Raw genomic sequence first — 24,728 nt, forward strand, 5'->3', positions numbered from 1 at the left:
GATCTATGTCCTGTTTGCCCTGTTTATCCCGGCAGGGTCCGGCGGTACAGGAAGAAGACCCGCTCGATTCGCGCACCCGCGCTGCCCGAGTAGAACGGCACCGGCCCCACCCAGCCGATCTCCGCCCGGGTCAGCCCCGCCGCCCGCTGGTCGGCCAGGCAGCGTCGCAGCAGCACACCACCGATGCCCAGCCCTTCGGCGGCCGGCGCGGTGCCCATCGGCCCGAACCAACTCGGCCGGGACGACCCGTACGCGGCGAAGCCGAGCACCTCGCCGTCCCGCTCTGCCAGGTGGCAGCCCGCGCCGTCGCGACCCACCGACCCGGCCAGCTCGCCGTCCCACGTGCCACCGAAGGTGGACCGGGCGAACGCGGTGAGCGCCGGCAGGTCCGCCGGCTCCGCGCGGCGTACGGTGACGCCCTGGTCGGCCAGCCGCCGCTCGGCGGTGTCGGTGGGCCGCAGTGCCGGCGACCCGTCGTACGACAGGTCGGTGGTCATGTTCCAGGCGGTCCGGTCCTGCTGGTAGCCCAGCGCGAGGGCGGCGCAGACCGCCGGGGTGTAGCGGACGTCGATGCCCGGCCACGCGTAGTACGGCGGGTTCCCGGCCAGCAGCACCTCGGTCACCCCGCGTTCGGCCAGCACCCGCTCGGCCCGCCGCAGCAGTGCCCGGCCGACGCCCCGGCGGCGGTGCTCCGGGAGGACCGCGACCAGGTCCACGTGCCCGCTGTCCGGCTTGGTCGACGACACCGAGCAGAACAGCACCCCGACCAGCTCCACACCCCGGTACGCGCCCAGCCCGACCACCGGCCGGTCCGCACTGGCGCGGGGCCAGAGCACGTCCACGAGGGGAGCGGCCTCGGCGGCGTCCTCGGGCAGGTCGAGGGCCTGCCCGAGGAGCCGTACCACGGTGTCGGCCAGGTCGGGGGTCAGCTCGGTGATCTCGACGTCCATGGTCGCCGACCATAGATCACCGCGTGCCGGCCCGCGCTCCCGCCCGCGGCATCAGGAAGGAAACCTGCCTACTGCTGGGCGGCGCGGACGGCGGCGAAGGCGTCGACCTGGCCGGCCCCGGTGACGTTCGCCGGAGCACCGCAGGCGTCGGACGGGTTGTCGGAGCGGTAGGTGGGCGTCGCCGCCGTGGCGGTGTCCCGCAGGATCTGCCGGGTGCGGTCCACGTCGCCGACAAGCGTCGGGTTCGCCGACCACATCAGCGCGACCACCCCCGCCACCTGCGGGGTCGCCATGGAGGTGCCGTCCAGCGCCGCGTACGTGCCGCCCGGCATCGCCGACACCACACCCACCCCGGGTGCCAACACGTCCGGCTTACCCGGGCCACCCGGCGCCGGCCCGCGCGAGGAGAACTCCGCCACCCGCCGCTGCGCGTCCACCGCTCCCACGGTCAGCACGTCCGGGTACGGGGCGGGCGGGTCGTCGATCGACGCGCACCAGGGGCCGGTGTTGCCGGCGGCGGCGACCACGAAGATCCCGGCGGCGTCCAACGCGGCGGTGGCCGGCCGCAGCACGCGCCTGTCGCATCCCTCGATGGGCGGGCAGCCCCACGAGTTGGTGAGCACCTGCGGGGCGCGCTCCGGACGGCCGTCGGTGAACGGGTCGCCGCCGGCCGGGAAGGGTGCCAGCATGAACTGGAGGCAGTCCAGATAGTGCCCCGGGCTGCCGAGGTTGCGGTCCAGGTTGACGCAGCCCACCCACTGCGCGTCCGGTGCCACCCCGATGCCGTCCCGCCCGACCGCGCTGCCCACCGTGTGGGTGCCGTGCCCACCCGTGTCGGTCGGGCTGCGGCTGCCGTCCCACGGGTCGTACCAGGAGTCGTCCCCGCCACGGAAACCGGCTCGCAGCGCCGGATGGGTGCCGTCCACGCCCGAGTCCGAGCTGCCGACCACGATGCCCGTGCCGGTGACGCCGAGCTGGGACCACACCCGGTCGGCGCCGATCTGGCGGATGTTCCATTCCGGGCCGGTGGGCCTGGGCGCGGTGCCCCGGCTCTGCCCGGCGGGGGCCGGCAGCGGGCGCAGACGCTGACTGACCAGCACCCGGGCCACCTCCGGTCGACGGGCGAGCCAGGCCCGCACCGCCGGGCCGCCGTCCACCTCGACCGCGTTGACCAGGTAGTACGACACCGGGTCGAGGCGCAGCCGGTTCAACCCGCGCAGCAGGTCACCCTGGCTCTGCTCGGCGGTCGTCACCAGCCGCCGGTAGACCTCCACCGCACGGGCGTTCCGCCCGGCCCGACCGGGCTGGCCGGCCGGAAGATCGCTCAGGTCGGCCTGCGCGCGCAGCACCACGAACAGTCGCTCGCCGTACAGGCCCGGCTGGCCGGGGCCGAGGTCGACCGCGCCGAACGCCACAAGCAGCACCACGGCTGCCACCGCGGCGACCCGCCGGTTCGGGGTACGTGCCGTCGGCCGGGCGAGCAGCACCGCGTACCCGATGGCGAGCAGGACCGCGACGGCGAGCCCGGCGCCGGTGGCGACCGCTACCCAGAACGGGACGTCCCGGGTGCCGACCAGCAGCAGGGTGATCTCTTCCGGGTCGGTGAAGGCCAGCGGCCCGAGTGCGGCCAGGCCCACCAGCCAGCGGGTCGCCGATCGGCCGGCCCGGGTGGCGTCGGCCGGGTCGGCGGCGGGCCGCCAGGCCGCCGCCCACAGCGCGGCAAGCGCGAAGCCCGCAGGCGGCAGGATCAGCAGCGCGGGCAGCTGCGCGCCGGACTGGCCGGTGCCGGCCGCGAGCAGCAGCAGCGCCACCCCGGCGACCAGACCTCCGACCAGCACCAGCCGGGCCGGCCGGGGGGGTCGACCGCTCGCGAACCGGGACCAGAAGGCGGCGTCCAGCAGCGTCGCGGCCAGCATCCCGAGCGCGGCGGCGGCTAGGAGCGCGAGCGTGGTCTCCAGGAGCCCGCCCAGCGCGCCCAGCCAGGCCCACGGCAGCAGCAGCGCCAACCCGGCGGCGACCGCGAGCAGCGGCACCGCGCCGAGCCGCCGTGACCGCCGCACCGGCTCGGCATGCGCGGTGGCCTCGGGCCGCGTGGCGTCGCCGTCTCCGGTGGCCTCGGGCCGGGTGGCGTCGCCGTCTCCGGTGGCCTCGGGCCGGGTGGCGTCGCCGTCTCCGGTGGCCTCGGGCCGGGTGGCGTCGCCGTTTCCGGTGGGTGCCGGGCCGCCGACCGGGGCAACCAGCCCGGGGTACGCCCACCGGCGCGCCGACAGGCGCACGGCGAGCGCGCTGAGCAACGCGGTGCCCGCCAGCGCGGCGAGATACGCCTCGTGGTGCACCGGTGGCACGACCCGCAGCAGGGTCAGCACGCCGAGGGCGAGTGTGGCCGCCAGCCAGACACGCCCGGTGGCCCGGACCGTCGTGGACCGGGGCAGCACGGCCAGCAGCAGGGCGGGTGTGCCCACCAGCACGACGGTGGCCAGGCCGAGCACCGCCCAGAGCCAGCCGACCCGGTCGCGTCCGAAGCCCAGCAGCACCTGGTCGGTGAGCCAGCCACCGGCCTGCGCCGCGACGGTGACCGCGACCGTCCAGCAGCCGACGAACACGGCCGCGACCACCGGCCACGGGGAACTCCGGTCGCTGTTTCCGGGGTACGCAGGCTCAGCGTGCATCCGAGAACCTTACGACTGTGGTGAACCGTTTTGGCGTGGCCGTCGCGTTGCCGGTCCGCTGGCAAGTGGCACTGCAGTCCAACACGAGGGAGTGCTTGCAGTTTAGGGTCCCTCTAATCTGCAAGTGGCGAGGGTAAGGTGGCCAGATGTTGCCTTTCAGTCCGGGAGCGGACCTGGTCGAAGCCCGAGACCGACTCCGCGTCCTGGTCGATGGCGTGCTTACCAAGCTCGCAGAAGGCGTCCTCCCGACAGAGGTGGAACGCGAGCGGATCGATTGCAAGGAGGAGGCTGGCCGGCGAGGACCCGGCGGCACCCTGCTGGTGGGCGATCCGCACAACAAGGAAGCTGCGCGGCAGTTGGCCAACGAGGTGACCTGCATGGCCAACACCCCGGGGGGCGGTGCGCTACTGGTCGGCATCGAAGATCGGACTGGCCAGTTACTCGGGGCAGGCCTTGACGTGGATTGGCTCAGGCATCGGGTGTACGAGCTTGTCGGGATCGCGCCGGCCGTGGAGGAGAGGCGGGTCGACGGCGTCCGGCTGCTCGTCATCTACGTTGCCGAGGCGCGGGAGCCAGCCGAGAACCTGGATGGCCAGATCAGATGGCGAACAGGGGGGCACTGTGTCGGGGTGGATCGAGCGGAGTGGTGGCTGCACCGTCAACTGAGTGCCGGCCACGACCCGATGGCCCAGGTCACCGAACGGACTGAGCGGGACATCTCGCCCGGTGCGGTCGCAGTCGCTCGACGCTATCTCGCGCAAAATAGCAAAGCCGATGTCAGCGCCGTGCTCGGCGGCAGTGTGCGCGAGTTGCTGACCTCGCTGGGCGTGCTTCGGCCGGACGGGCGGCTCACTGCTGCTGGAGCATTGACTTTCTGTCCGGCTGACCGGACCCACATCACACTGTCAGTACTCGATGTGGAGGGCGGGGACCTCATCACAGCGCCCCGGGATCTTGCTGGCCTGAGCCTGCTGGAGCAGGTTGCGGCGATCGACGATCGGTTGGAGACCCTGAACAAGTCCGTTCGCGTGACCCAGGCAACCGGCTTCGCGCAACCCCACGTGCGTCAGCTTCCGCCGCAGGCACTTCGGGAAGCCGTACTCAATGGCGTGGTGCACCGGGATTGGATGCAACCGGACCCGGTCTCCGTGACCTGGGTCGAGGAAGACTCTGCAGTGCAGGTGGTCAGCCCAGGTGGATTCGTCGGCGGAATCACCTCCGACACCGTGCTGACCCAGCGGTACGCAAGGTATCCGGCGCTTGCCGATCTGTTTCGGGCGTTGCAATTGGTCGAGAAGCAGGGCTTGGGTGTGGACCGGATGTATCGAGACATGGTGGCCCTGGGGCACCGACCGCCGGTGCTGGTGGAGGAGGGTGGCCCCCGGGTGCGGACCCGACTGGTGGGTGGTACGCCGGTGCTGCCGGTGATGAACCTGATGGGTGCGATCCGCCCAGAGGTGCGTCAGCGAGACGTGAAGGTAGCTCTGATTGTGCACGCGCTCCTGCACGAGCCATTCGTGACCGCGCACATGCTCACTCATCTCTTGCAGCGTGGCGAGTCGGAGGTGCTTGAGGCGCTCGAGGTGGCCGCGGAATGCTCGGTGGGTCAAGATGCCTTGATCACCCAGTACAAGGACGTATGGACTTTGACGTGGGGGGCGATTTCAATCGTCAACAAGAGTTCGGGACACGAGGTCCTTAGGCGCCGTGGAGTGCTTCGCCATGTCAAACCGGACGTCGTCGCTGCGCAGCTAGTGGCCCGCCAATGGCTCAGCACGCACGAACGCTATTCGTCCGGTGATCACTCGACCTTGACCGGATTAACCTATGCCGGCGCTCGGGGGCAGTTGGAGCGGCTTGAACAAGCCGGCCTGCTTCGACGGGGCGAGGGTAGTGGTCGTAGTGCTCACTTCGTAGCCGGCCCTCAGATGACGTCAGCTCCAGTTGAGGGGTTTCCAACATGAGTGGTGGGCAGTAGGCAGCACGGGGCGGCCGGCGAATGTCGACATGCCGGCGCTGCGGTTACGGTGGACTTGTGCGTGACCCCAATATCTCCCGTGCCGTCGCCGGTCAGCTCTCGCCGGTCCGCCGTGCGTCCGACCTGCGTCGACTGCGCGCCGAGCGCTTCGACGTGTTGGTGATCGGTGGCGGTGTGACCGGTGCGGGCGCCGCCCTGGACGCGGCGTCCCGGGGCCTGAAGGTGGCACTGGTCGAGGCGCGCGATCTCGCCGCGGGCACGTCCAGCCGGTCCAGCAAACTCATCCACGGTGGCCTGCGTTACCTGGAGCAGTTGGAGTTCCACCTGGTCCACGAGGCGCTCACCGAGCGCGGGTTGTTGGCCACCCGACTCGCCCCGCACCTGGTGCGCCCGGTGCCGTTCCTGGTGCCGCTGCCCGCCGGGCGGGGCCTGCGGGACCTGCCGGCGCGGATCTTCCGCCGCTCCTACTACGGCGCCGGCGTGGCCGCCTACGACGCCTTCGCCGGCGTCTTCGGCGCTGGCCGGGGCATGCCACTGCACCGGCACCTGACCCGGGAGGGTGCCCGGCGGATCTTCCCGAGCCTGCGGGCCGACGCGGTGGCCGGGGCGATCCGCTACTACGACGGTCAGGTCGACGACGCCCGGTTGGTCGTCACCCTGGCCCGCACCGCGGCCAGCCTCGGCGCCACGGTGGTGAGCAGCGCCCGAGCCGTCGGGCTGATCCGGCAGGCGCGTGAGGTGACAGGCGTACGCGTCCGGGACCTGGAGGCGCCGGCGGGCTCACCGGACGCGGAGTTCGAGGTGCAGGCCCGTACCGTCATCGCCGCCACGGGTGTGTGGAGCGACGACATGTCCCGGATGCTCAACGACGTGGGCCTGCGGCCCGGCGTCCGGGTGCGCGCCTCCAAGGGGGTGCACCTGGTGGTGCCCCGCTCGGCGATCACCGGTGAGACGGGGCTCATCCTGCGTACGGCGAAGTCGGTGCTCTTCGTCATTCCGTGGGGCGGGCACTGGATCATCGGCACCACGGACACCGACTGGCGACTGGACCGGTCCCACCCGGCCGCCTCGGCCCGCGACATCGACTACCTGTTGGAGCAGGTCAACACCGTGCTGGACCGCCCGTTGACCATCGCCGACATCGAGGGGGTGTACGCGGGGCTGCGACCACTGCTGGCCGGCGAGGCCGACTCGACCTCGAAACTCTCCCGCGAGCACGCGGTCTTCGAGCCGATGCTCGGGCTGCTGCTGGTGGCCGGTGGCAAGTACACGACGTACCGGGTGATGGCCTCCGACGTGGTCGACCGAGCCGTCCGCCGGCTCGGCGGCGCGCGCTCGTCGCGTACCGCCGATCTGCCTCTGCTGGGCGCGGATGGTTACCCGGCGATGTGGCGGGACCGGGCCGACCTGGCCCGCCGGCACGGCGTGCCGGTGGGCGTGGTGGAGCACCTGCTGGAGCGGTACGGCACCCTCACCCTGGACCTGTTGGCGCTTGTCGACGCCGATCCGCTGCTCGCCTCCCCGCTGGCCGGTGCCCCGGAATACCTGGCCGCGGAGGTCGCCTACGCGGCGCGGGCCGAGGGTGCGCTGCACCTGGAGGACGTGCTGACCCGGCGGACCCGGATCTCGTTCGAGACCAGCCACCGGGGGTTGGAGTCGGCGGAGCACACCGCCGAGTTGATGGGCGCGGTGCTCGGCTGGGACGCGGCGACCCGGGCCCGGGAGGTCGAGCACTACCGCGCCCGGGTGGAGGCGGAGCGGCAGTCGCAGTTGATGCCGGACGACGCCGCGGCGGACGCGGCCCGGCTGGGCGCTCCGGACGTCCGGGGTTACGCGGCCGATCGGGGTGGCGACGACCAGGTGGGGCTGCGTCCGTCCGCTCGGTGACGAATTGCGACGTTACCGAGGGGTAACCGGCGATACCGACCCGGATGGTGGTTTCGAACGCTACCTACGGTGGGGTAGGTTTCCGCGCGTGCTACCCCGCGCGCGCCCTCGTCTGCTGGTGCCCCTTCTCGCCGTCGCGCTCGGCGGTGCCCTGACCGGGTGCTCGCTCTTCGACCGGGACGAGCCGGGCACACCGCAGGCGCAGTCGTCGGCCTCGGCCGGGGGCGGCGCGCGGTTGGAGATCCCCACCACGGTCGCCGCCGGCCAGGTCAGCCTGATTCAGCGGCTCGGCGACGACGGCCCACTGCGCACCCTGAGCGTCGAGCGCAACGGCGCGTGGCAGTGCGTCGACTGCGCCGGCGACGGGGTCACCTCCCGGGGCACTCTCGCCCCGGAGCTGACCGAACGGCTCCAGGTGCTGCTCGCGACCCCGGCGCTGGCCGACGAGACAGATCAGGCCCGGCGGTACCGGACCACCTGCATCGACGCGCTGACGTCCAGCCTCCTGACCTCCACCGGGCTGATCACCTCACAGGACTGCCCCGGCGAGGAGCGCACGCCGGTCGCCGGTGAGATCCTGCTGCTGCTCACCCAGGCGACCCCGGCCGAGATCAAGGGCTGACCCCGGGCCAGCTCAGAGCACCTTGCCCGGGTTGAGCAGACCAGCCGGGTCCAACGCCGACCGGATCGCCTGGTGCACCCGGACGCCGACCGGCCCGATCTCCCGGGCCAGCCAGTCCCGCTTGAGCAACCCCACCCCGTGCTCTCCGGTGCAGGTGCCGCCGAGGTCCAGGCCGAGCCGCATGATCTCGTCGAACGCCCGCCGACCCCGCTGCACGCTCGCCGGATCGGCCCGGTCGACCACGATGTTCGGGTGCATGTTGCCGTCCCCGGCGTGCCCCACCACGCCGATCGGCACCTCGCACTCCGCCGCGATCCGGGCCACGCCGTCCAGCAGCGCGGCGAGCGAGCCGCGCGGCACCGCCACATCGTCGATCACCAGTCCGCCGTTGCCGCCCGGGTAGGTGTCGGCCGCGAACTTCTCCATCGCCGGATGGGCCAGCCGCCGCGCCTGCAACAGCGCCGCCGCCTCCACCGCGTCGGTGGCCGCGTACACCTCGTCGGCGCCGGTGGCCGCGCACACCTCGGCCAGGTCGGCCAGGTCGTCGGCGGCCCGGGTGCCGGTGTCCGTGGCGGCCAGCAGCAGCGCCTGCGCGTCGGTCCGCAGCCCCATCGGCTGGTACGCCTCGATCGCCCGCAGGTGGGTCTGGTCGAGCAGTTCCAGCAGGCTGGGGGTGAGCCCGCGGGCCGCGATCTCGGCCACCGCCGCGCCGGCTGCCGCCGTGGACGGAAAGACCGCCACCATGGTCAGCGAGTCGGCCGGTGCGGGCCGTAGCGCCACGGTCACCTCGGTGATCACGCCGAGGGTGCCCTCCGAGCCGACGAAGAGCCGGGTCAGGTCGTAGCCGGCCACCCCCTTGGCGGTACGCCGGCCGGTGCGCAGCACCTCACCCGAGGCGAGCACCACCTCCAGGCCGAGCACGTACTCGGTGGTCACGCCGTACTTCACGCAGCACATGCCGCCGGCGTTGGTGGCCACGTTGCCGCCGATCGTGGACGACTGCCAGGAGCCGGGATCGGGCGGATACCACAGCCCCTGCTTGGCCACCGCCCCGGCCAGCGTCGCGTTGACCACCCCCGGCTGGACCACCGCGATCCGGCTCACCGGGTCGATCTCCCGGATCTCGTTCATCGCGACGGTGCTGAGCACCACCGCGCCGTCCACCGCGTTCGCCGCGCCGGCCAGCCCGGTCCGCGCGCCCTGCGGCACCACCGGTACGCCGTGTCGCGCCGCCGCCCGGACCACCGCGACCACCTGTTCGGTGCTGCGGGGGCGGGTCACCACCAGCGGGGTGCCGGCCGGGCACAGGTCGGCCTCGTCCCGCTCGTGCACGCGCAGCAGGTCCGGATCGGTGAGCACCGCGTCGGCACCGAGCGCGGCGCGCAGGTCGTCGAGGAGCGTGGTGGGGGCCATGCAGCCGAGGCTAGGTCGCCGACCGGCGATCATCAACGCGGGATAGCTTGGACGCCATGCTCTATCTGGACCGACCGGCCTGGCCGTGGCGCGGTCGGCTCTGGTCGCACCTGATCAGCGACGTCTCGTACGCCGAGCTGCACGTCTTCGCCGAGGCGCTCGGCGCGCCCCGACGCGCCTTCGACCGGGACCACTACGACATCCCGGCCGACCGGTTCGCGGCGGCGGTGTGGCTCGGCGCCCAGGTGGTGTCGAGCCGCGAGCTGGTCCAGTTGCTCCGCGCCGCAGGTCTGCGCCGCCCGAAACACGTGGTCAGCCCGCGCCCGTCGGCGGCACCGCAGCGGTGAGCGTGGCCAGTTCGCGGCGCACGTTGCCCCGGGCGGCCTCCTCCCACACCTCGGCAAGCGGCGGCAGCCGGAACAGCGCGGGCAGCGCCAGCAGGCCGCTCAGCACGGCGGCCCGTCCAGCCCGGAACGCGGGCTCCGGAACGTGCGCGTACTCCCGCCGGATCGCCGCCGCATAACTGTCGTAGACGGCCGGGGGCGCGGCCAACACGGCCAGGTCCGCGTCGCAGAGCAGGGCGCCGTCCCGGTCGTCCGGGCCCACGGCGTGCCCGGCGGTGAGCAGCACCAGGCGGCGTACCTCAGCCGCCGTGGACGTCGGCACCCCGAGCCCGGTGAGCACACTCTCGGCCAGGGCGGCGCTGTCCTGTTCGTTGGCGTCACCCGCGGCCCGGGGGTCGTAGACCGCGTCGTGCCACCAGGCCGCCAGCCGCACCAGGTCGGCCCGGTCGGCCAGCCCGGCGTGCTGGTCCACCACGTCGAGCACGGCCGTCAGGTGCGCCACCGTGTGGTAGTGCCGGTGCGGCTCCCGCCACCGGTCCAGCAGTTGCTCGCCGGCACGGGCCGACCCCGCGTCCGCCCTCGCACCAGCACCCCGGGCTGCCGCCCGCCACCGTTCCAGGAGATCGACCACCGCCCGAGTCTGCCATCCCGCCCAGGGCGTGCCGGGGCGCCAGGACCCAGTGGGCCGGTCAGGGCGCGCGGCGCGGCAGGATTCAGCCGGCCTGTCCCGGGTAGTCGCGCCCATGGCCGTGGCCCGGGACAAGCGACCACCCGTGGTGCGACGCACCGCGCTGCGCGACGGACTGGTGGACGTCGACGGCGCACGCATCGCCGAGGCCACCCAGGAACTGCGCCATCGCGGCCGGGCCACCCTGCACGACCGGCTGCACCGGGTCCGGATGGCCGGTGGACTGGCCGTGCAGGCGGGACTGGCCGCCGGGCTCGCGTACCTGATCTCGCACAAGCTGCTCGGCAACCCGCAACCGGTCTTCGCGCCGATCTCCGCGGTCGGCACCCTGGCCGCGTCGGTCGGCCAGCGATTCCGCCGGACCGTGGAGCTGATCGTCGGGGTCGGGGTCGGGGTGGCCGTCGGCGACCTCCTGATCTACCTGCTCGGCACCGGGGCCTGGCAGCTCGGTCTGGTGGTCACGGTGGCGATCCTGCTCACCATCTTCGCGGGGGCGAGCGTCGCCATCGTCATCCAGGCGGCGGCCACGGCGGTGCTGATCGTCACGCTGAGCCCCTCGACGCAGAACCTGGAGATCCCACGGTTCGTCGACGCGTTCCTCGGCGGCGGGGTCGCGCTGCTGGTGACCGCGGTGCTGCTGCCGCTGAACCCGCTCCGGGTGATCAACCGGGCCGCCCGACCCGCCCTGGACCTGCTCGCCGCCCAGCTCGACGTCACCGCCGACGGGCTGCGCAGCCGGGACCGGGCCAGCATCCAGCGGGCCCTGGACCGACTGCGCAACAACAAGGACGAACTGGCCACGCTGGCCGAGGCGATCGAGGGCGCGAAGGAGACCGCCACCCTCTCCCCGGCCCGCTGGCACCGCCGCAGCGAGCTGACCCACTACGCGGAGGCCGCCGAACCGATCGACCGGGCGATGCGCAACAGCGGCACGCTGATCCGCCGGTCCGTCACGCTTGTCGAGGACGAGGAGCCGGTGCCGGATCCGATGCCGGACGCGATCGGCCACCTCGCCGAGTCGGTCCGGCTGCTCAAGCACGAGTTCGCCGTCGGCGAGGAACCGGAGAAGGCCCGGGAGCGATCGCTGCGGGCGGTCAGCGAGGCCGGCCGGGCGTACGGCGCCGGGGTCGGTTTCTCCGGCAGCGTGATCGTCGCCCAGATCCGGACCACCGCCAGCGACCTGCTGGTGGCCTCCGGCATCGAGCAGGAGGAGGCGAACCGGTGGATCCGCACCGCCTTCGGCGAACAGGAGCGACCGGCGGGTGAGCCGGCCGAAGCGGGCGAGGCACCGAAGCCGCCCACCGCGCCGCCGGTCGGCTGAGCGGCCTCCGCCGCCGGCCGGCCCTCCGCCGCCGGTCGCTGAGCGGCCGGTCGGGCCTCAGCCCAGCTCGGCGAGCGCCGCGAGAAGCCGGTCCACCTGGTCGACGGTGCTGCCCAGGCCGATGCTGGCGCGCAACGCGGTGGGCGGAAGGTCCCGTCGGCCGCTGCGCGCCGCCGCCTCGGTGAGCAGCCGCCGGGCCAGCGGGTGGGCACAGAACAACCCGTCGCGTACGCCGATCCGGTGCTCACTGGCCAGTCGCGCGGCCACGTCGGCGGAGTCCCGGCCGGCCACCACGAACGAGACGATGCCGACGCGGGGCGCGTCCGGGCCGAAGGTGCGCAGCTCCACCACGTGCGGCAGGGCGGCGATGCCGGTCCGCAGTCGGGCCAGCAGCGCCTGCTCACGGGCGGCCAGCGCGACCCGGTCGGCGTCGTCGAGCGCCGCGCACACCGCCGCCAGCGCCACCGCGCCCAGCAGGTTCGGGGTGCCGCCCTCGTGCCGGGCCGGACCGGTCGTCCAGGTCACGTCGTGGGTGGCCGGCCCGACGTGGCGGGTGGCACCCCCGCCCGCCAGGTACGGCGGGGCGGCGTCCAGCCAGTCCGCCCGGCCGATCAGCACGCCCGCGCCGAACGGGGCGTACAGCTTGTGGCCGGACACGGCCAGGTAGTCGACGTCGAGCGTGGGCAGGTCGACCGGGGCGTGCGGGGCTAGTTGCGCGGCATCCAGCACGATCCGGGCGCCGTGCCGATGTGCCACCCGGACCAACTCGGCGACCGGCCACCGCTCACCTGTCACGTTGCTCGCACCGGTCACCGCGACGAGCACCGGCAGCGCCGGGCTGCTGCCCCGACGTAACTCGGTGAGAGCGGCGGCGAGGTCGCGTACCGCCCCGGCGGGATCGCTGGGCACCGGCAGCCGTACCGAGCCGCGCGGCCAGGGCAGCAGGTTGGCGTGGTGCTCGCCCGCGAAGGTGACAACTGTCGTGCCGGCCGGCAGCGCCCGCCCCAGCAGGTTGAGCGCGTCCGTGGTGTTGCGGGTGAAGATCACGTGGTCGTCGGCGCGGGCGCCAAAGAAGTCACCGATCGTCTGCCGGGCCTGCTCGTAGGCGAGGGTGCAGCGCCGGGACAGCGCTCCCGCGCCGCGATGGACGCTGGCGTACCAGGGCAGCAGCTCGGCCACCGCGTCGGCGGCGGCCTGCGCGCACGGTGCGGTGGCCGCGTAGTCCAGGTTTGTCTCACCCGGCACGCCGAGGACGTCGAGGGGCGCCGACGACGTGACGGTGGGCAGGGTGGGCAGCGAGGGAACGAGGGTGACGGGCACGCCGGAGCCTCCGGGGTCAGGGACCCCGGGTGCGGCATCGGGACGGGGTCCGCGCTTGCCCAGCACGCCGATCGGGCTGGGCCCGGTCATCACCCGGGGCACCCCACCGCGAACTCGACGAGGGTTGCCGGCCAGCAAGCCGGGGCTTGACGCTGGCGCTCGTGACCTGGCCGCAGCATAGCGCTGCCGATGCGACCGGACCAGCCGGCGGCGGATGGCTACGCTGACCGCATGGCCGACACCCCGCCCGGTTCACCGCTGCCGTCGCCGCCGCCCGTGCCCGCGGCTCAGTCCACCGGCGTGGCGCCCCCGGTGCCGCCGCACAGCAAGGTCTGGCGGTTCGTGGCGCTGGCCGGGGTGGCGTTGTTCATCGCCGTGTGCGCGGGGTTCATGGTCCTCAAGCTCGGCCAGTCGCTCGGGCTACAGGCGCTGCTGGTCGGCCTGGTCGCGGCCGTCCTGCCGGTGCCGGTGCTGGTCGCCTGCTTCCTCTGGCTGGACCGGTACGAGCCGGAGCCGCTGAAGTATCTGGTCTTCTGCTTCACCTGGGGGGCGTTCGTCTCGACTGCCGCCTCGCTCAAGGTGAACGAGTTCGCCGCCGGGCAGTTCGCCGACTGGGGGCTGCCGGACGCGCTCACCGGTGTGCTGGTGGCACCCTTCATCGAGGAGCTGACCAAGGCGCTGGGCCCGATCCTGCTGCTGGTGTTCCGCCGGCGGGAGTGGTCCGGGATCACCGACGGCCTGGTCTACTGCGGTCTGTCCGCGGTCGGCTTCGCGATGGTGGAGAACATCCTCTACCTGGGCGGTCTGGGCTACGCGGCGGGCGCCGAGCGCTATGGCCCGGTTACCGGCATCCAGCAGGTGATCGGGATCTTCATCCTGCGGATCCTGTTGTTCGGGTTCGCCCACCCGCTCTTCACCTCGATGACCGGTGTGGGGCTCGGCATCGCGGCCCGGACGGCGGACCGCCGGGTCCGGGTGCTCGCCCCGATCGCCGGCCTGCTGCTGGCGATGATGTTGCACGGCACGTGGAACCTGCTGCCCACGCTGACCCAGGCCACCGGCGAGGCGTTGATCATGCTGTACGGCTTCCTGGGCCTCATGGTGCCGGTCTTCTTCGGCGTGGTGGGTCTCGCGATCTGGCTGCGCGCCTGGGAGGGGCGGCTCACCGAGCGGACCCTGCCGGACTACGTACGCGCCGGCTGGTTGACCCCGCCCGAGGTGGCCGCGCTGAGCAGCCTCGGCAGGCGGCACGCGGCCCGCAGTTGGGCGCGGCGGGTGGCCGGCGACGCCGGGGTGCGGGCGATGCGCGGCTACCAGTCCGCCGCCACCAGACTGGCCCTCCTGCGCGACGGGGCACTGCGCGGCCTGGACCGCGAGCCCGCCGACCAGGAGCGGACCGCGCGGGAGGAGCGGGAGTTGCTGGACGCGATAAGCGCGTACCGGTCGTTCTTCGTCGGTCGGGACCCGCAGGCCCCGGTGGGGGTCTGGGACGGCAGCCGTTACCACCTGCGCTTCCCCGACGGTACGCAGCGCGCGGTGGACGCGCCGGACGAGCCGGTGGTGCCGATCCCGGTGGTGCTGGTCCCCGCGCCAACGCCGCAGGTGGGCTACGCCCCGCCCGGCTGGCCCGGCCCGCGCCCGGCGGCGCCGTGGTCGCCGGGTCGTCCCTGACGGCCGGCGGCCTCAGGTCATCAGGGAGGTGAGGAAGTCACCGAAGCCCTGGAACATCGCGATCAGCGCGCCCCCGATGGCCCTGAACATCTGCGCGGCACCGTCCGGCCGGAAGGCCACGAAGTAGATCAGGAACGCGACACTGCCCCAGGTCAGCAGCTTCTTGACGAATACTGGCATCGTCCCTCCCCAGGGCCACGGTCGCCGGATGGCTTCCCGTCGTGCGGCCGGGCAAACGATGCGCGGCGCGGCCGGCTGGCCGGGGGAGGTGTGTCAGAGGTAGAGGCCGGTGGAGTCGTTCTCGATCCGCTCGGCGGCCACGGCGTGCACGTCGCGCTCCCGCAGCAGCACGTACCCGCGGCCGTGCAGTTCGACCTCGGAGCGGTCGTCCGGGTCGAAGAGCACCCGGTCACCGGAGACGATGGCGCGAACGTTCGGCCCCACCCCGACTGCCGTGGCCCAGGCGAGGCGCTTGCCCACCGCGGCGGTCGCCGGGATGACGATGCCGGCGGTGGAGCGGCGCTCGCCCTCGCTGCCCTCCGTCCGCACCAGCACGCGGTCGTGCAGCAGACGGATCGGCAGGCCGGCGTCGAGATCATTGTCGGCGGTCACGCCGCAGACGCTACCGTGTCGCCAGCGGTGGTTACGCCGGTGGTCGGCGGGGCATTCTGTGGCGGAACTGCCCTACCGTGCCGGGAACGGACGTATGCTGTCCGACCTGTCGCCGTGGGCGGACCGGTTTCGTTGCCAGGAGGTGCGCTTGAGCCGCTTCGAGCGGGTACGCGGGCGGCTCCGCCGCGCCTACCAGTCACGGCAGGAGTCGGCGCGGGCCGAGGAGGGCGTGCCGGCTGACGCGGTGAGCGACACGTCGGAGGCGGCGCGGGTGGCGTCGCCAGCCGCGCCGGGGCCGGTCGCCCCACCGACGGCCACCGTCGTCGGCGCGGAACCTCCGGTGGACGTGCACAGCTCGACCTCCAGCCGCGACGACGCGGACGTCCCACACGGGCTGCGGATCGCCGCCGCCTGGTGCTGGCGGCTGATCGTGATCGGTGTGGTCGCCTGGGCGCTGGTCAGGGTCGTCAGCACCGTCAAGATCGTGATCATTCCGCTGGCCATCGCGTTGCTGCTCTCCGCGCTGCTCGCGCCGGCGGTGGGCTGGCTGCTGCGGGCCCGACTGCCCCGGTCGTTGGCGACGGCGGTGGTGCTTGTCGGTGGTCTCGCCGCGGTGATCGGCACGTTGACGCTCGTGGTCAACGAGTTCATCCGCGGCGTGCCGGAGCTGAGCGAGAAGTCCTCGGAGGGCGTCCGGCAGATCCAGAACTGGCTGAAGACCGGCCCGCTGCATCTCTCCGACACCCAACTCGACCGTTACATCAACGAGGCGCAGGACTGGATCAACAACAACACCTCACGGTTCACCAGCGGTGCCCTGAGCACCGCCGCGACGCTGGCCGAGGTGCTGACCGGCACGCTCCTGGTGCTCTTCGCGACGTTCTTCTTCCTGCGCGACGGCAACCGGATCTGGCGCTTCCTGGTCCGGTTGTTGCCGGTGGCCGCCCGGTGGAAGGTCGACGACGCGGGCCGCGCCTCCTGGCAGACGCTTGTCGCCTACGTCCGCGCGACAGTCCTGGTGGCCTTCATCGACGCGGTCGGCATCGGCATCTTCCTGGTCATCTTCGACATCCCGTTCGCCTTCCCGCTCGCCGCGCTCGTCTTCCTCGGCGCGTTCATCCCGATCGTCGGCGCGGCGCTCTCCGGTGGCGTGGCGGTGCTGGTGGCGCTCGTCGACAGCGGCCCGGTCACCGCGTTGATCATCCTGGGCGTGGTGATCGGGGTGCAGCAGGTGGAGGGGCACGTGCTCCAACCGCTGATCATGGGACGAGCGGTCGCCCTGCACCCGCTGGCGGTGATCATCGGGATCGCCGCAGGTGTCGTACTCGCCGGCATCACCGGTGCGCTCGTCTCCGTGCCGCTCATCGCCGTGTTGAACACCGCGGTCCGCCGGCTCGCCGCCCGCCGGGTCCCGGACACCCCACCCGACGCGGTGGTCGTCGCCTCCCAGGCCCCCTGACCACACGGCGGTCTCAGGACTTGGCGAGGCGTTCCAGGGCGCCGCGGGCCACCTCGGGGCGGGTCGTGTACCAGAAAGGCGGCAGCGAGCGGCGCAGGAACGGCCCGTAGCCACGGGCCGTCTCCAGCCGGGAGTCGAGCACCGCGACCACCCCCCGGTCGCCGGTCGCCCGGATCAGCCGGCCCACACCCTGCGCCAGCCGCACGGCCGCGATCGGCACGCTCACGGCGGAGAAGCCGGAACCGCCGCCCGCGTCCACGGCTGCCGCGCGGGCCGCCGCCAACGGCTCGTCCGGTCGCGGGAAGGGCAGCCGGTCGATGACGACGAGCTGACAGGCGTCACCCGGCACGTCCACCCCCTGCCAGAGCGACATCACCCCGAACAGGCAACTGGCGCGATCCTCCCGGAAGCGCCGGACCAGCAGCGGCAGCGCCTCCTCACCCTGCAACAACACCGGCAGGTCGGTCCGCGCGCGCAACAGCTCCGCCGCCTGCTGCGCGGCCCGCCGAGACGAGAAGAGCCCCAGAGTACGACCACCGAGTGCCTCGACAAGCGCCAGCAGCTCCTCCCCGGCGGCGTCGGGCAGCCCGGAGACACTGGGCCTGGGCAGGTGCGCGGCGACGTAGAGGATGCCCTGGCGGGCGTAGTCGAACGGCGACCCGACGTCGAGTGACCGCCAACCGGGGCCCTCGGTCGCCGGGACGACGGCACTCGGGACGGCCTCGCCGGCAAGCCGACGGCCTGGCGCCTCGGCGGCCGGGCGACCCGGACCGGTGCGGGCGGCCAGCGTGGCCGCGGCGGGAGACGGCGGGGCGGGCGGCGGCGCGTCCAGCCCGAGGGCGCGGGCCACCGTGTCGAACCGGCCGCCCAACGCCAGAGTCGCCGAGGTGGCGACGACGGTGCGTTCGTCGTACAGGTGGGTGGCGAGGGTGCCCGCGACCGACAGCGGCGCGACCACAAGTGCCCGGCGGCTGCCGCTGTCGTTCTTCTCCACCCAGGCCACGTCGTGGTCGGCCTCCTCCAGTAGCCGCTGCGCGGTGGTGGACAGCTCGTCCAGTGCGGCCTTGGCCTGCTGCTTGCGGACCGGGTCGGGATCATCGGCCTTGATGTCGCCGATCGCGTCCAGCGCGGAGCGGGTCGCCGCGTCGAGCAGGGTGCACGCCTCCCGCAACGGCGTCGGCAGCCCGGCGGTGAGCCGCCCCGCCGGCACCTCGGCCAGCCCGACCGCGAGAGCGTCACCGGCCGCGGTGAGCGCCTCGGCGGTCTCCGGCCGCAGCAGCGTACGGGCCCGGCGGGTGGTCCGGTCGATCAGCTCCGGCACCAGCTCCGCCTGCGCGGCGGAGGAGACCCGGTCGGCCAGCTCGTGCGCCTCGTCGACGATGAGCAGCTTGTGCGGCGGCACGATGTGCCGGTCGGCGAGCATGTCGACGGCGAGCAGGCTGTGGTTGGTCACCACGATGTCGGCCTCCCGGGCGCGGGCCCGCGACGCCTCGGCGAAGCACTCCTGCCCGAACGGGCAGCGGGTCGCCCCGACGCACTCCCGGGCCGGCATCGACACCAGCCGCCAGGCCTGGTCGTCGACGCCCGGGTCCAGTTCGTCCCGGTCGCCGGTGGCGGTCTTCTCGGCCCATTCGCGCAGCCGCTCGACCTGCTTGCCCAACCGGCCCGCCTCACCGAGCCACTTCGTCCCGCCGCCGGGGCGGGCCGCCGGGGCGTCGAAGAGCGTGTCCTCCGGCTCCTCCTCGGTGGAGTTGTCCAGTCGGGCGAGGCAGAGATAGTGGTGGCGGCCCTTGAGCACCGCGAAGGTGGGCCGCCGGCCGAGCAGCGGCTCGACCGCGTCGGCCAGTCGGGGCAGGTCGTGGTCGACGAGCTGGGACTGCAACGCCAGGGTGGCCGTGGAGACCACCACCGGGCCGTCCACGGTGAGCGCCGGCGCGAGGTAGGCCAACGACTTGCCGGTGCCGGTGCCCGCCTGCACGAGCAGGTGCTCCCGGTCGGCCACGCACTCCTCGATCGCCGTGGTCATCTGCAACTGGCCGGGGCGTTCCGACCCGCCGGGCACCGCGCCGACCGCCGCCGCCAGCAGCTCCGTGCCGCTGGGCCGGGCACCCCGGCGCCGGCCCTTCGCACGGGCCGATGGGGTGGCGGAACCGGTGGCGGTGCGGGGCGGAGTCACCGTGCGACGGTACCCGTCGCCGCCGACAGCGGGCGCGCCCATCCGCCGCGTGGCGCGCTGCCGGCCGGGCAGGTCGTCGTGGTCACGTCGTCCGGTTACGGCCGCGCTACGACGCGTGGCCAGTATCGGTTAGGGTGCGAATCATGCCGAGCGACATGGTCCGCGTGATCTACCGCAAGTACGACGGCAGCGCCCACCGCGACTACCCGGCCCGCCGGCTCACCGAGGACGACCTCGGCATCTGGCTCGGCGTCCCCCAGGGCACCGAGTCGGTCTACCACGGCCGGCCGTCGGTGGAGAAGATTCCGTTCATCCTGCTGGTGCCACACCGCGCCTGGTGGACGGCGATGTTCAACCCGCCGCCGCGCACCAGCGAGGTCTACTGCGACATCACCACCCCGGCCCGCTGGGAGTCCGGTGACACCGTCCACCTGATCGACCTGGACCTGGACGTCGTCCGCCGTCGCGCCACCGGCCTGGTGGAGCTGCTCGACGAGGACGAGTTCGCCGAGCACCGGGCGCGGTTCGGCTACCCGGACGACGTGGTCGCCGAGGCCGAGGCGGCGGCGCAGCGGCTCTTCGGGGCGCTCGGCGACGGCACCGAGCCGTTCGCCACCTCGTACCGCAAGTGGTTGGCCCTGGTGGTCTGACGCCACACGCGCGGCCGGCTCACCAGCGCGGCGGCCAGCGGTCGTCGTCGCCGAGCGGGGGCAGGTCGGCCAGCTTCTCCGGGTTGATCTGGTTGTAGATGGCGGTGATCCGGTCCTGGTCCTCGCGGATCTCGGCGCGGGCGGCCGGGTCGGCGAGCGCCCCGGCGTAGCGCAGCCGGCCGGTGCGCGGGCCGTGCCGACCGGTGGTGGGTGAGGTGGGCCTCGGCGGGCGGATCGCCCGCGGGTGGGCGATGATCCGTGGATGAGCGCACCACAGCAAGGGCAGATCGTGGCACCGGACGGCGGCTCGGTACGGGAGCTGCTGCGGGTCGGCGCACCTGTGGATCTGAGCGCCATCGACCCGCGCTCGACGCCGGGCGTGCCGGGCGCGGCGGGGCGCGGCGAGCACCGTAAGGCCTGGGCGCGGGAGCAGGTGGAGTTGGTCGGCGGGGAGCTGGGCCGACAGCAGGAGATGCTCTTCGCGATGGCCAAGACCGGGTCGGACCGGCCGCCCCGCCGGGTGCTGCTGGTGCTCCAGGCGATGGACTGCGGTGGCAAGGACGGCACGATCAAGCGGGTGGCCGGCGCGATGAACCCGCTGGGCCTGCACATCCGCTCGTTCGGGCCGCCGACCCGCCAGGAGTTGCGGCACGACTTCCTGTGGCGGATCCGGCGGGAGTTGCCGCCGCCGGGGTACGTGGGGATGTTCAACCGCTCGCACTACGAGGACGTGTTGATCGCCCGGGTCGGTTCGCTGGTGCCCGAGGCGACCTGGCGGGCCCGCTACGACGAGATCAACGCGTTCGAGCGGGAGTTGACCGACGATCGGGTGACCCTGATCAAGGTGATGCTGCACATCTCGTACGCCGAGCAGGGCAAGCGCCTGCTGGAACGCCTCACCGACCCGCACAAGCACTGGAAGTACAACCCCTCCGACGTCGACTCCCGGTCGCACTGGGACGACTACCAGGCCGCGTACGCCGAGGCCCTCAGCCGGTGTGGCACGGACGTCGCGCCCTGGTTCGTGGTGCCGGCGGACCGCAAGTGGTATCGGGACTGGGCGGTGGCCCATCTGCTGCGTGAGACGTTCGACACCCTCGACCTGGGGTATCCGGCTGCCGATTTCGACGTCGAGCACGAGCGGGAGCGGTTGGTCGCTGGGGGAGTGGGTGCGGGTGGGACTGCCGAGATGAACAGCAGATGAACGACCGGTGAATGACGCCTGGCCAGGGGTGGGCCGGCGAATTCGCGGTTCTGTCGTTTCCTAGCATTCACCGAGCGGGGTGCCCGACGGGTGCCGCCACCTTCCACCGACGCGACGAGGTCTGTGCTGTGAAGTTTTCCTTCCGCCCCACCGAGGGCGCCTTCTACGAGCTCTTCACCAGGGCCGCGCAGAACCTGGTCCGGGGCACCGCGCTGCTCAACGAGCTGGCCCTGCCCGGCGTGGACGTGCAGTCGGTCAGCGAGCGGCTGACCGAGGTCGAGCACGACAGCGACCAGATCACCCACGACCTGTACAAGAAGATCAACTCGACGTTCATCACGCCGTTCGACAGGGAGGACATCTATCGGCTCGGCTCGCTGCTGGACGATGTGATGGACCACCTGGAAGCGGTGGGCGACCTGCTCTACCTGTACGGGCTGACCGAGCTGCCGGCACTGCCCCGCGAGCTGCACGAGATGGTCAACGTGCTCGACCAGCAGGCCAAGCTGACCGCCGACGCGATGCCCCGGCTGCAGTCGATGAAGGATCTTGAGGACTACTGGATCGAGTGCAACCGCCTGGAGAACGAGGGCGACCGGATCAACAGGCAGTTGCTCGTCCGCCTCTTCTCCGGCGAGTACGACGCGTTGACGGTGCTGAAGATGAAGGAGGTCGCCGACGAGTTGGAGGCCGCCTGCGACGCCTTCGAGCACGTGGCCAACACCGTCGAGACCATCGCCGTCAAGGAGTCCTGAGCCGGTGTCTACCGAACTCATCGCCGTCCTGGCGGTGATCGCGGTGGCCCTGGCGTTCGACTACACCAACGGCTTCCACGACGCCGCCAACGCGATCGCGACAAGCGTCTCCACCCGCGCCCTGACACCCCGGATCGCCCTCGGCCTCGCCGCGGTCGGCAACTTCATCGGCGCCCACTTCGGCGCCGGTGTCGCGAAGACCGTCGGCGACGGCCTGGTCACTCTGCCCACGGGGGTGAGCAGCCTCGGTGTGGTCTTCGCCGGGGTGTTGGGTGCCATCGCCTGGAACCTGATCACCTGGTACTTCGGCCTGCCCTCGTCGTCCTCGCACGCGCTCTTCGGCGGCCTGGTCGGCGCGACGCTGCTGTCCACCGGCGGCATCGTGCAGTGGGGCAACATCGGCGAGAAGGTGCTGCTGCCGATGGTGCTCTCGCCGATCGTCGGCCTGACCCTCGGCTACCTGCTGATGCTGGCGATCCTCTGGCTGTTCCGCAAGGGGCAGCCCGGCAAGCTCAACCGGGGTTTCCGCCACGCGCAGACCGTGTCCGCCGCCGCCATGTCGGTCGGCCACGGCATGCAGGACGCCGCCAAGACCATGGGCATCGTGGTGCTGGCGCTCTACACCGGTGGTTTCCAGGAGAGCAAGACGCACATCCCCGGGTGGGTGTTCTGGACCTCGGCGACGATGCTGGCCCTCGGCACGTACGCCGGCGGCTGGCGGATCATCCGCACCCTCGGTCGCAAGATCATTGACCTGGGGCCGCCGGAGGGCTTCGCCGCCGAGACGGTCGCCAGCGCGGTGCTCTACTTCAACGCACTGGTGCTGAAGGCCCCGATCTCGACCACGCACACGATCACCTCGGCGATCATGGGTGTGGGTGCGACGAAGCGGCTCTCCGCGGTCCGCTGGAACGTCGCCGGCAACATCGTGCTCGCCTGGATCATCACGTTCCCGGCCGCCGCACTGATCGCCTGCGTCACCTACCTGCTGGTCCGGCCGCTCTTCGGCTGACCGTCGCGAAGAAAGGGCCCTTCCGCGCGGAGGGGCCCTTTCCTTTCACGCGTACCGCACGCCGATCTGTTCCCGCACCGTGTCCAGCAGCGCCATCACCTCAAGCGTGGTCGCGTGCGGCACGAGTGGGCTCTCGGTCAGCCCGGCCGCCAGGCAGCGCTGCACCTCGATCGCCTCGTACTGGTAGCCGTTGCCGGCCCCGTCGGCGACGATCGTCTCCGGCTCCGCGCCGGCCCGGTGCAGGAGCACCGAACCTGGCCGGAAGAACGGCTCCGGCAGGTCGATCCGCCCGGTGGTGCCCGTGATCGAGGCGGTCTGCCCGCTCAACCCGACCATGCCGGCGCTCAGCGTTGCCAGCGCTCCGCTGTCGTAGCCGAACAGCATGCCGGTGTTCTCGTCCGTCCCCTCCGGCCCGAGCTGCGCCCAGGACCGGATGTGCTGCGGCACGCCGAGCAGCAGGTGGGCCAGGCTGATCGGGTAGATCCCCAGGTCGAGCAGTGCACCCCCACCCAGCGCCGCGTTGCGCATCCGGTGTTCCGGCGGGAACGGCCCGGCCACCCCGAAATCGGCCCGGACACCGGTCACCGTGCCGATCGCCCCCTGCGCGATCAACTCGACCACCCGGAGGATGAGCGGGTTGGTCCGCATCCACATGGCCTCCATCAGGAAGACCCCGGCGGCGCGGGCGGTGTCCACCAACTCGGTGCTGGTGGCCAGGTCGAGGGTGAACGGCTTCTCCAGCAGCACCGCGCGTCCGGCGGTCAGGCAGGTCATCGCCGCCTCGTAGTGCGCGGAGTGCGGAGTCGCCACGTAGATCGCGTCGACCTCCGGGTCGGCGGCCAACTCCACCCAGGAGCCGTACGCGCGCTTCGCGCCGTACGTGTCGGCGAAGCGGCGCGCGCTGTCGGCGGCGCGGGAACCGACCGCGACCAGTTCGGCGTCCGGCACCAGCCGGAGGTCTTCGGCGAAACGGCTGGCGATGTGGCCGGTGGCCAGGATGCCCCAACGAGTCATGCGCGGAACGCTAGTCGAGCCGGGTGAACCACCCGCTGCCGCCCGCCCGCATGATCAACACCGGATTCCCGATGTCGCGGCATCCAGGACGTCGGGCCGATCACCACGTCCGGCAGTCGCGCCGGTGGGAACTAGGCTCGCGGCATGACGATCGACAGCGACGGCTTCGCCGCCCCGGCCGCCCTGGTCGAGCACGCCCGCCGGTTCCGGGCCGAGGGCGGCACCCCGGCCACGCCGCGGGTCGCGGCCACCGTGCTGCTGCTGCGTCCGACCGACGCCGACTTCGAGGTGTACGTCATCCGGCGGGTCGCCGCCATGACCTTCGGCGGGATGTACGCCTTTCCCGGCGGCGGGGTGGACCGTTCCGACTCCGCGGCACACCTGGACTGGGCGGGCCCGCCACCGACCGAGTGGGCGGGTCGGCTCGGGGTGACGCCGGACGCCGCACAGGCGGTGGTCTGCGCCGCCGCCCGGGAGGTCTTCGAGGAGGCCGGCGTGCTGCTCGCCGGCCCGGACCCGGCGACAGTGGTGGGCGACGTCAGCGGGGACGACTGGGAGACGGCCCGGCAGCGGTTGGAGGGGCGTGAGCTGGGCTTCGCCGAGCTGCTGGCCGACCGCCAGCTCACGCTGCGATCGGACCTGTTGCTGCCGTGGAGCCGGTGGATCACCCCGGAGTTCGAGCCGCGTCGCTTCGACACGTACTTCTTCGTGGCCCTGCTGCCGGCGGGGCAGCGGACCCGCGACGTCTCCGGCGAGGCCGACCACACGCTCTGGATCCGTCCGGCGGACGCGTTGGCCCGGGCCGAGGCCGGAGAGTTGACCATGCTGCCGCCGACGCTTGTCACGCTGGCGCAGGTGGCGGCGGCAGGCGACCTGGCCGGCGTGGCCCGGGCGGCGGCCGACCGGGACGCCGCCACCCCGATCACCCCGCGCCTGGACCTGCCCCCGGACGGCGAACCCCGCTTCGTGCTCGGCTGACCCCG

22 protein-coding genes and 1 riboswitch are annotated in these 24,728 nt (G+C 72.8%); of the genes, 12 read left to right on the forward strand and 10 right to left on the reverse strand.

Annotation, left to right across the window (positions count from 1 at the left end):
• Nucleotides 1-23 precede the first annotated feature (23 nt).
• On the reverse strand, nt 24-950 hold the full coding sequence (locus ACGFIW_RS14570; RefSeq protein ID WP_393314726.1) for a GNAT family N-acetyltransferase: 927 nt from the start codon (nt 948-950) through the stop codon (nt 24-26).
• A gap of 68 nt (nt 951-1,018) precedes the next feature.
• Nucleotides 1,019-3,619, reverse strand: a complete 2,601-nt coding sequence (locus ACGFIW_RS14575) for a S8 family serine peptidase (RefSeq protein ID WP_393314729.1) — start codon at nt 3,617-3,619, stop codon at nt 1,019-1,021.
• A 146-nt stretch (nt 3,620-3,765) separates the two neighbouring features.
• Between ACGFIW_RS14575 and ACGFIW_RS14580 the strand changes: the two genes are divergently transcribed.
• From ACGFIW_RS14580 to ACGFIW_RS14590, 3 genes are all read left to right on the forward strand, one after another.
• Nucleotides 3,766-5,583 carry a DUF5635 domain-containing protein gene (locus ACGFIW_RS14580; RefSeq protein ID WP_393314732.1) on the forward strand — a complete coding sequence of 606 codons (1,818 nt, stop codon included), beginning with the start codon at nt 3,766-3,768 and terminating at the stop codon, nt 5,581-5,583.
• Between the two features lie 86 nt (nt 5,584-5,669).
• The gene (locus ACGFIW_RS14585) at nt 5,670-7,484 is read left to right on the forward strand and encodes a glycerol-3-phosphate dehydrogenase/oxidase (RefSeq protein ID WP_393315298.1); all 1,815 of its coding nucleotides are present in this window, start codon (nt 5,670-5,672) and stop codon (nt 7,482-7,484) included.
• Nucleotides 7,485-7,602: 118 nt separating this feature from the next.
• Nucleotides 7,603-8,106 (forward strand): hypothetical protein, encoded by a 504-nt coding sequence (locus tag ACGFIW_RS14590; protein ID WP_393314734.1) that lies wholly within the window; start codon nt 7,603-7,605, stop codon nt 8,104-8,106.
• Between the two features lie 12 nt (nt 8,107-8,118).
• On the opposite strand, the gene ACGFIW_RS14595 is transcribed toward ACGFIW_RS14590, so the two are convergent.
• A complete protein-coding gene (locus ACGFIW_RS14595; protein WP_393314737.1) occupies nt 8,119-9,519 on the reverse strand; it encodes an FAD-binding oxidoreductase in 1,401 nt (466 codons plus the stop codon).
• Between the two features lie 56 nt (nt 9,520-9,575).
• On the opposite strand from ACGFIW_RS14595, the gene ACGFIW_RS14600 reads away from it, so the two are divergent.
• Complete coding sequence (locus ACGFIW_RS14600; protein ID WP_393314740.1) at nt 9,576-9,866, forward strand: DUF4031 domain-containing protein; 291 nt, start codon at nt 9,576-9,578, stop codon at nt 9,864-9,866.
• On the opposite strand, the gene ACGFIW_RS14605 is transcribed toward ACGFIW_RS14600, so the two are convergent.
• The gene (locus ACGFIW_RS14605; RefSeq protein ID WP_393314743.1) at nt 9,832-10,494 is read right to left on the reverse strand and encodes a metal-dependent phosphohydrolase; all 663 of its coding nucleotides are present in this window, start codon (nt 10,492-10,494) and stop codon (nt 9,832-9,834) included. The two genes, ACGFIW_RS14600 and ACGFIW_RS14605, sit on opposite strands and share 35 nt — an antisense overlap.
• Nucleotides 10,495-10,612: 118 nt before the next feature.
• Here ACGFIW_RS14605 and ACGFIW_RS14610 point away from each other — a divergent pair, with 118 nt between their 5' ends.
• Nucleotides 10,613-11,872 (forward strand): aromatic acid exporter family protein, encoded by a 1,260-nt coding sequence (locus ACGFIW_RS14610; RefSeq protein WP_393315301.1) that lies wholly within the window; start codon nt 10,613-10,615, stop codon nt 11,870-11,872.
• Nucleotides 11,873-11,929: 57 nt separating this feature from the next.
• Here the strand turns inward: ACGFIW_RS14610 and ACGFIW_RS14615 are convergent, their stop codons facing one another.
• Nucleotides 11,930-13,192 (reverse strand): aminotransferase class V-fold PLP-dependent enzyme, encoded by a 1,263-nt coding sequence (locus ACGFIW_RS14615; RefSeq protein WP_393314746.1) that lies wholly within the window; start codon nt 13,190-13,192, stop codon nt 11,930-11,932.
• A gap of 46 nt (nt 13,193-13,238) precedes the next feature.
• Nucleotides 13,239-13,359: riboswitch (SAM riboswitch) on the reverse strand.
• Nucleotides 13,360-13,381: 22 nt separating this feature from the next.
• Here ACGFIW_RS14615 and ACGFIW_RS14620 point away from each other — a divergent pair.
• Nucleotides 13,382-14,863, forward strand: a complete 1,482-nt coding sequence (locus ACGFIW_RS14620; protein WP_393314749.1) for a PrsW family intramembrane metalloprotease — start codon at nt 13,382-13,384, stop codon at nt 14,861-14,863.
• A 12-nt stretch (nt 14,864-14,875) separates the two neighbouring features.
• Here ACGFIW_RS14620 and ACGFIW_RS14625 read toward each other — a convergent pair whose 3' ends face one another.
• Nucleotides 14,876-15,043, reverse strand: coding sequence for a hypothetical protein (locus tag ACGFIW_RS14625; RefSeq protein ID WP_393314752.1), 168 nt, complete (start codon nt 15,041-15,043; stop codon nt 14,876-14,878).
• Between the two features lie 93 nt (nt 15,044-15,136).
• Entirely contained in the window at nt 15,137-15,475 is a 339-nt protein-coding gene (locus ACGFIW_RS14630; RefSeq protein WP_393314755.1) for a GroES family chaperonin, read from the reverse strand.
• Nucleotides 15,476-15,569: 94 nt separating this feature from the next.
• Here ACGFIW_RS14630 and ACGFIW_RS14635 point away from each other — a divergent pair, with 94 nt between their 5' ends.
• Nucleotides 15,570-16,934 carry an AI-2E family transporter gene (locus ACGFIW_RS14635; RefSeq protein ID WP_393314758.1) on the forward strand — a complete coding sequence of 455 codons (1,365 nt, stop codon included), beginning with the start codon at nt 15,570-15,572 and terminating at the stop codon, nt 16,932-16,934.
• A 13-nt stretch (nt 16,935-16,947) separates the two neighbouring features.
• Here the strand turns inward: ACGFIW_RS14635 and ACGFIW_RS14640 are convergent, their stop codons facing one another.
• Entirely contained in the window at nt 16,948-19,152 is a 2,205-nt protein-coding gene (locus ACGFIW_RS14640; protein WP_393314761.1) for an ATP-dependent DNA helicase, read from the reverse strand.
• Between the two features lie 101 nt (nt 19,153-19,253).
• Here ACGFIW_RS14640 and ACGFIW_RS14645 point away from each other — a divergent pair, with 101 nt between their 5' ends.
• The gene (locus ACGFIW_RS14645) at nt 19,254-19,760 is read left to right on the forward strand and encodes a DUF402 domain-containing protein (protein WP_393314764.1); all 507 of its coding nucleotides are present in this window, start codon (nt 19,254-19,256) and stop codon (nt 19,758-19,760) included.
• A gap of 19 nt (nt 19,761-19,779) precedes the next feature.
• Here the strand turns inward: ACGFIW_RS14645 and ACGFIW_RS14650 are convergent, their stop codons facing one another.
• On the reverse strand, nt 19,780-20,040 hold the full coding sequence (locus ACGFIW_RS14650) for a hypothetical protein (RefSeq protein WP_393314767.1): 261 nt from the start codon (nt 20,038-20,040) through the stop codon (nt 19,780-19,782).
• Here ACGFIW_RS14650 and ACGFIW_RS14655 point away from each other — a divergent pair.
• The 3 genes from ACGFIW_RS14655 (at nt 20,023) to ACGFIW_RS14665 (ending at nt 22,731) form a co-directional block, all read left to right on the forward strand.
• On the forward strand, nt 20,023-20,964 hold the full coding sequence (locus ACGFIW_RS14655; protein ID WP_393314771.1) for a PPK2 family polyphosphate kinase: 942 nt from the start codon (nt 20,023-20,025) through the stop codon (nt 20,962-20,964). The genes ACGFIW_RS14650 and ACGFIW_RS14655 overlap by 18 nt on opposite strands.
• Nucleotides 20,965-21,092: 128 nt before the next feature.
• Nucleotides 21,093-21,719, forward strand: a complete 627-nt coding sequence (locus ACGFIW_RS14660) for a DUF47 domain-containing protein (RefSeq protein ID WP_110563272.1) — start codon at nt 21,093-21,095, stop codon at nt 21,717-21,719.
• Nucleotides 21,720-21,723: 4 nt separating this feature from the next.
• Nucleotides 21,724-22,731: an anion permease gene (locus ACGFIW_RS14665; RefSeq protein ID WP_393314774.1), complete on the forward strand. Its 1,008-nt coding sequence runs from the start codon at nt 21,724-21,726 to the stop codon at nt 22,729-22,731.
• Between the two features lie 45 nt (nt 22,732-22,776).
• Here ACGFIW_RS14665 and ACGFIW_RS14670 read toward each other — a convergent pair whose 3' ends face one another.
• Nucleotides 22,777-23,745 carry a Gfo/Idh/MocA family protein gene (locus ACGFIW_RS14670; protein ID WP_393314777.1) on the reverse strand — a complete coding sequence of 323 codons (969 nt, stop codon included), beginning with the start codon at nt 23,743-23,745 and terminating at the stop codon, nt 22,777-22,779.
• 144 nt (nt 23,746-23,889) lie between these two features.
• Here ACGFIW_RS14670 and ACGFIW_RS14675 point away from each other — a divergent pair, with 144 nt between their 5' ends.
• On the forward strand, nt 23,890-24,723 hold the full coding sequence (locus ACGFIW_RS14675; protein ID WP_393314780.1) for an NUDIX hydrolase: 834 nt from the start codon (nt 23,890-23,892) through the stop codon (nt 24,721-24,723).
• The last annotated feature ends 5 nt before the right edge of the window (nt 24,724-24,728 follow it).

Source organism: Micromonospora sp. NPDC048935 (assembly GCF_043197875.1).
GTDB lineage: Bacteria > Actinomycetota > Actinomycetes > Mycobacteriales > Micromonosporaceae > Micromonospora.

Excerpts from the sequence above, each read along its gene's own strand:
- ACGFIW_RS14570 (WP_393314726.1), bottom strand. The coding sequence starts at position 950 with ATGGACGTCGAGATCACCGAGCTGACCCCCGACCTGGCCGACACCGTG.
- ACGFIW_RS14575 (WP_393314729.1), bottom strand. The coding sequence starts at position 3,619 with ATGCACGCTGAGCCTGCGTACCCCGGAAACAGCGACCGGAGTTCCCCG.
- ACGFIW_RS14580 (WP_393314732.1), top strand. The coding sequence starts at position 3,766 with ATGTTGCCTTTCAGTCCGGGAGCGGACCTGGTCGAAGCCCGAGACCGA.
- ACGFIW_RS14595 (WP_393314737.1), bottom strand. The coding sequence starts at position 9,519 with ATGGCCCCCACCACGCTCCTCGACGACCTGCGCGCCGCGCTCGGTGCC.
- ACGFIW_RS14600 (WP_393314740.1), top strand. The coding sequence starts at position 9,576 with ATGCTCTATCTGGACCGACCGGCCTGGCCGTGGCGCGGTCGGCTCTGG.
- ACGFIW_RS14620 (WP_393314749.1), top strand. The coding sequence starts at position 13,382 with ATGCGACCGGACCAGCCGGCGGCGGATGGCTACGCTGACCGCATGGCC.
- ACGFIW_RS14625 (WP_393314752.1), bottom strand. The coding sequence starts at position 15,043 with ATGCCAGTATTCGTCAAGAAGCTGCTGACCTGGGGCAGTGTCGCGTTC.
- ACGFIW_RS14635 (WP_393314758.1), top strand. The coding sequence starts at position 15,570 with ATGCTGTCCGACCTGTCGCCGTGGGCGGACCGGTTTCGTTGCCAGGAG.
- ACGFIW_RS14640 (WP_393314761.1), bottom strand. The coding sequence starts at position 19,152 with ATGGGCGCGCCCGCTGTCGGCGGCGACGGGTACCGTCGCACGGTGACT.
- ACGFIW_RS14645 (WP_393314764.1), top strand. The coding sequence starts at position 19,254 with ATGCCGAGCGACATGGTCCGCGTGATCTACCGCAAGTACGACGGCAGC.
- ACGFIW_RS14655 (WP_393314771.1), top strand. The coding sequence starts at position 20,023 with ATGAGCGCACCACAGCAAGGGCAGATCGTGGCACCGGACGGCGGCTCG.
- ACGFIW_RS14670 (WP_393314777.1), bottom strand. The coding sequence starts at position 23,745 with ATGACTCGTTGGGGCATCCTGGCCACCGGCCACATCGCCAGCCGTTTC.
- ACGFIW_RS14675 (WP_393314780.1), top strand. The coding sequence starts at position 23,890 with ATGACGATCGACAGCGACGGCTTCGCCGCCCCGGCCGCCCTGGTCGAG.